Genomic DNA, 5,686 nt, shown 5'->3' on the forward strand with positions numbered 1-5,686 from the left:
ACTTGGATAACAGTATCTACGGTCCTGGAGTACATCCACGCTAACCCGGTTAAACGCGGTTACGTAAACTTACCGGAGCATTGGCGTTATTCCAGTGCTGCCAACCATGAAGGCTTGGCAGGGTTGATGGAGATAGATGTTGGGTGATGGACGCTGGAGCGTGGGAACGATGAATAGCCTTGAATTGTTTGGCTTTCAGAGTTTTTTATCAACCTGCTACGGACTATTTTTTCTAAATGCCTCAAGATTATTAATTAATATATTAAGATCAGCTGGTATTTCAGTCAAATCAAACTCATCCACAATTTGTACATCTGTAAGATTTACGCCATATGCAGCCTGGATTTCATCTCTGAGTGATTTAAGTGTACTTTTGCCAGGCACGATCTTCATCCGCAATTCCAAATTGCTCCAGATTTCCTCAAAAATATCAATTGCATCTCTACTAACCGTGCTTGAGTCATAACCTGAACTACGAAAATAATCTATGCGGCGTGCAATATACTGAGCCTGAATTGATGACTTATCCTTGGATGTGATTTCGTCGATATAGTCTGCTATTCCTTTTACGTGTATTATGTTGGTGCTAGATCGTTTATTTCTAATTTGTATCTGATGATTCAAAACTCTTTCAAGGACAGAAATATTTAATAAATAGTTTTCCATTTCTTTCCTTTCATGAATATGCGCATTAGTTAATTCATTTTTTAACTCTTTAGTTATTTTATCTATCTCTTCATTACAAAAGTAATCTCTATCGTAGATTGCAAATATTTTTATATTTTCTTCAATTGTATGCTTTACGCCCCAAGCAAACGACTTTATTTTCTCCCAAGAAGAAAATCCACCAGATTCAAACGCTGTCAGATCGTTTCCGGAAAACAGATCATGAAACCCCATATTTTTTGCAAATCTTCTTATGGTTTTGTAGTCATTCATTCCTTCGACAAATACTATTTTCTTTGTCCTTGCTAAGTGAGTAAGCGTAACGTTTTGTGCAGAGCCTAATGACTCTATTGCTAACTGCATACCTTCTACATCTTTCAAACGGTAAGCCGACTTTTTTTCTTTGTTAACTAGAAGTATTTCGGTCGGGTCCGCCTCGCCCATTATTTCAACTGAATGCGTGGCTAACAGAACATCTGCACTGAGCTTCCTTAAGATGCCAAGCAGTTGACGTTGAACATCTGGATGTAGATAAATTTCAGGCTCATCAATCACTACTAAGCTTGCGTCATTTGCACGGGATAAATGACTCAAAAGTTGACACCATATTTGAAATCCAAAACCAGCCCAATATATTTCCCGATCTATTCTATCCTCTGAAACAAACATACTCAGTTTTTTATTAGGTATATCTAACTCAGGCCTATTTATTTTCATTCCTGGCCAAGTATTTGAAATCATGCTTGAAAACTCGTCCCACCCTTCGTTATAGTAGTACCAGTAATTTCTAAAATGCCGGCAAGCTCTATGTGTATTTAGTGAGTTTTTAACTGTATCTTCATTCACGTATGCTTCTTGATGCTCAAGTGGGCCAAGCACTGGTACAACCTGCACAGAAATTGGAAAAGCACTCTTAAAACTTGTTGGAGTCGTTACTACTCCGTGTTCTGTTTCCCAATGGAGAGTACATCCTCCTCCATTAGGAAAGTAAAGAATCAGTTTATTCTTGTTAGTAAGCTTAAACTCAATTCGACTATCTTCGTCGTTGTAATCGGTGGCAACATTTTCAAGAGAAACACTAATCTGCTGTTCCGGAATTTTATGACCAAACCCGATTTTACCGGATGAAGTGGCAACCCTTTCTGGCTTCAGTCTTCTAGCTTTTTTAATTGCTACATCTAATATCCTAAATGCACTAATAATAGTAGATTTCCCGGCATTATTAGGCCCAACTAAAATGTTGGCATCATCTAAGCTTACTGAATAATTTTTCAGTGCTTTAAAATTCGTAAATTTAACTGAGCTAATTCTAACATTTGACACCTGATTATATCCTTGCTTTCAATTTAGATGGTTATTAATATTTAAACTCACGAAGATAGGTCAATACGCCTGCACCCCAAACTTCAACAACAACCTCGGCAAAATATCATCCAGATTCAACACGTCCTTGTCCGTCAACTCAATCAAATTGAAATTATACTTCTGGTAAATAGCGAGTTTTTCCTGTTTGCGGGCTAGATATTTGGCGTCGTTTTCATAACCCCAAAATTCGATATAAACTTTACCGGTGGGGATGTAAAAGTCGCAGTACATTTCCTCTTCGATCGGCAGTTTGCGTTCGTAGGCGTGGACGATTTCGGCCATGTACAGCCAGTTGTCTATCAGCATTTCCGCCTTGGAGCGGACGAAGTGGCCGTCGGTGGTGCGGTGGGTGGCTTCGAATTTGTGGCGGAAGCTGTCCATTTTGTCAGTGTCGGTTTTAGGTTTATCGACTCCCTTGATGTTGTCTATGCTGTCTTTCAGTGCCCTAATCCGGGTGATTTTCTCCGGCCAGTGTACGTAAGGAATGCCGGAGCGGCTGTCTTCACCTTGCTCTGCACCCATGGCTAAACCTTGCTCGGTAGCCAACCAGCCTTTCAAGCCTTTTTTGATCCAGCCCAATTCGGACAGGATGTAATTCATTTTGTTGGCGGGGAGCTCGAAATGTTGCCCCAGCACGGTGGCGGTCAGCAGCTTAGCCGCTTCCGGTTTGGCAGCGACGCTTGGTAATTGAAAATCCTCGGGCCAGGCCACGTATTGGCCGTATTTCCCGGTGAGATAGACGCCGCCGGCGGCAGCGCCTGCGTCAGTCAATTGCCATTTGTCATCTAGTTTTTCAATTAGTCCCAACGTCGTCAATTGTCCGAACATCTGCTCCTGGGTAATCCCGCGCAATTTGGCCAATTGGGTGGTGGATAGGCGTTTCTCGTCACTCATCGCTGTAGTTCTCTAGTTAGACCGAGCACAGTTTAGACCATTGTCTAAGAGCTGCTCTTAGCCTGAGTTGACTGGTGATTTGCCTCTTGCCGCCTTCAGATCGATAAATTGCTCGGTGTGAGAGCAAGAAAACTCCGCGTTTTTTCGGTAATGCGAGCAGCCCCAGAATTGGCCGTGCGGGCCTTGGCGCAGTACCATGGTGCCTTCACATCGCGGGCAAATGGGTTCGGCAAAGTCGCAACGGCGATTTTCACAAATGCGAAAGCGGCCTTGGGTTTTCAAACCACCACCACACCATTGGCACGCCCGCTCGGTGTGATTGCAGAGCGGGTATTGATTGCAACCAAAAAAACTACTGCGCTGGCTATCTCGGGGCACCAGCCAGCCGGTTTTGCAGGCTGGACAGGGAATATCCGCCATCTGCTCTTGAAAGCCTGGGCCGCTAAATTCGTCGATGCTGACGGCATAGGCGCCGTCAACTAATTCCCTGACGAATGGCGACGGGTTAAGGCCGTTGCTGACTAAGTACACATGATGCCGTGCCCGCGTTAGGGCCACGTAGAACAGGCGGCGCTCTTCCGCATGAGCAAAGGCTTCGGCTTGAGGCAGCAATAATTCCAGCAAGGGGTGGGTGGCTTTTTCCGACGGAAAACCGTGTGCGCCCTTGTCCAAGCCAAATACGATCACGTAATCGGCTTCTTTGCCTTTGGAGGCATGCACAGTCATGAATTGCAGTGACAGCTGCGGATAGCCGCGCTTTAAGGCGGCGACATCGGGCCGTTTAAAGTTGAAGCGAGCTAACAGCAAAACACTGGCGGATGGCTTGGCCTTAGCGGCGATGGCGTCGAGTGCGGCCTGTATCCCGGTCAAATCCTGAGCGGTTTTGATGAGGGATACGGCAGGCTGTTCGATACGCCGCAGGCTACGAATCTGCTTGTCAATCTGGCTGGGGTTTTGGGTGACGAAGCGTGACGCCACTTCACCGATTTTGTTGTTGAAGCGAAAGGTTTGGTCCAGCACGCTGGTCGCCGTGTCGCCAAAGTGGGCTTGAAAGTCTTTGGTCAGCGCGACATCGCTACCGGTAAAACGGTATATGGATTGCCAGTCGTCGCCAACGCCAAATAAGCTGGCTTCGGGTTGTTGCGCCATCAAGGCTTTTAGCAAGCGTGCCCGGCTGGCGGAAATATCCTGAAACTCGTCCACCAGTAAATATCGGTATGGCGAAGAAAAACGGCCGGATTCGACGTAGTCGATGGCGCGGCCAATCATGTCGTCAAAATCGATGGTGGCGTTGTCGCGCAACCGTTGCTGATAAGCTTGATAGATGGGCTCGAATAAATACGCGGCGGCGCGCATACGTTCCAGGTCTTCATGCTTGTCCGCCTTTTCGACCAGTTGTTTGATGCTGAGGTAAGCGGCTTTGAACAGGCTGAGGATTTGCGCCATCAGTTTGCTGAATTCGGATACTCGGCCCAGCTGATTCAGTTGGTCGAGTAACTCGTTTTGCGGCAAGGGTTTGAACTGAACGCCTGCAGCCAGTAATTTTTCGCTGAGAACTTCGGTCAGTCGCCCTTGTTGTTTCAGGTAGCTGTAGGTTTCGATCAACGGGGTTTGATACTTTTCGTGCAATGTCCGTTTCCAGGCCATGCCGGCCAGGTAGTCTTCTTGATTGATAAACGGCGGTGTTTGGTTGTGTTCGTTTACGGCAAAGTGTTCGATGTAAATGCCGTACGCCGGCAGAAAGAAATCCGGTTGGTAGACACGGTAATCCGGGCCGGAGGTGTTGACTTGGTAATTGGCTTCGTATTGGTAGGCTATGCCTTGTCGGTATAAGAAATTGGCAATCTCGCATTCCTCGTAGCTTTTAACCAGCTCGCCTTGCAAGGTGCGAATATCGTTTTCCTGGATGTATGCGTTGTAGGCACCCAAACTCTTGAAATTGAATTGGCTTTTATAGGGATAGATAAAACGCAGGAAGTAGGTCAGGAGCCGCGAGCGATAGCGTTCATCTTCCAGCAGACTCTGAATTTGACTATCGACAAATGCAGCGCGCAGAGCCTCGTCTTCCGCCATTTTGTCGATGGCCGGCACCACACCTTCAACCTGGCTGATGATGCGTAAGCCCAAGCTATGAAAGGTTTTAACAGTCAGGTTTTCAATCCCCAACTTGGACTGGATGCGTTGGTCCATTTCTTCCGCTGCTTTGCGCGCGTAGGCCAGCATCAAAATCTGTTCGGGGTTTGCCAGACCGGCTTTGATCAAATAACCGGCGCGGCCGATCATGGTGCTGGTCTTGCCGGTACCCGCGCCGGCCAGCACCAGATTGTGCTGTTCGTCGATGATGCAGGCCTTTCGTTGCGCTTCGGTCAGCGGATTGGTTTCGACCTGATCAAAAAAGTCTTTGAACAGTTGGGTTTGTTGATCGATAAATACTTGATTGAGCCTCGCAACCTCCTGGTGCGTGTCGTCCATTAGAGGGCGAATAGCCAGGTAATCCTGATGAAGCTCGGCTGGCAAATGCTGTAGACAATCCTTCAGCTTGATTCCCGTCGCCAACCACAAGTGATTACCGATCCACCGTTCGGCCACGGCGCGGCGAATATAACGTAGGCCGCAAAAGATCAGTCTGGCTTCTTGGGCCGCTTGCGCCAGGGCAGGGACAAACTGTTGGTAGAAGCGCTGGATATGTTGATTGATGTGGCGTTTCAGAGACAACTGCAACATCGTCGATTGCTCTTTATCTACGAGAAATAGTCAAATC

The 5,686-nt window shown here is 46.8% G+C and carries 3 protein-coding genes; all 3 read right to left on the minus strand.

The window, feature by feature from the left end; translation table 11 throughout:
* Window positions 1–216 precede the first annotated feature (216 nt).
* Genes A1332_RS19715 through A1332_RS19725 form a run of 3 tightly spaced genes read right to left on the minus strand, consistent with a single transcriptional unit; the run spans window position 217 to window position 5,649 of the window.
* Window positions 217–1,989 (minus strand): ATP-dependent nuclease, encoded by a 1,773-nt coding sequence (locus A1332_RS19715; protein ID WP_064010135.1) that lies wholly within the window; start codon window positions 1,987–1,989, stop codon window positions 217–219.
* 60 nt (window positions 1,990–2,049) lie between these two features.
* A complete protein-coding gene (locus A1332_RS19720) occupies window positions 2,050–2,925 on the minus strand; it encodes a hypothetical protein (RefSeq protein WP_064010136.1) in 876 nt (291 codons plus the stop codon).
* Window positions 2,926–2,982: 57 nt separating this feature from the next.
* Window positions 2,983–5,649: a UvrD-helicase domain-containing protein gene (locus tag A1332_RS19725; RefSeq protein ID WP_064010137.1), complete on the minus strand. Its 2,667-nt coding sequence runs from the start codon at window positions 5,647–5,649 to the stop codon at window positions 2,983–2,985.
* Window positions 5,650–5,686 lie beyond the last annotated feature (37 nt).

Origin of the sequence: Methylomonas methanica, assembly GCF_001644035.1 — a bacterium.
GTDB classification, from domain to species: Bacteria; Pseudomonadota; Gammaproteobacteria; order Methylococcales; family Methylomonadaceae; genus Methylomonas; species Methylomonas methanica_A.

Excerpts from the sequence above, each read along its gene's own strand:
- A1332_RS19720 (WP_064010136.1), bottom strand. The coding sequence starts at position 2,925 with ATGAGTGACGAGAAACGCCTATCCACCACCCAATTGGCCAAATTGCGC.
- A1332_RS19725 (WP_064010137.1), bottom strand. The coding sequence starts at position 5,649 with ATGTTGCAGTTGTCTCTGAAACGCCACATCAATCAACATATCCAGCGC.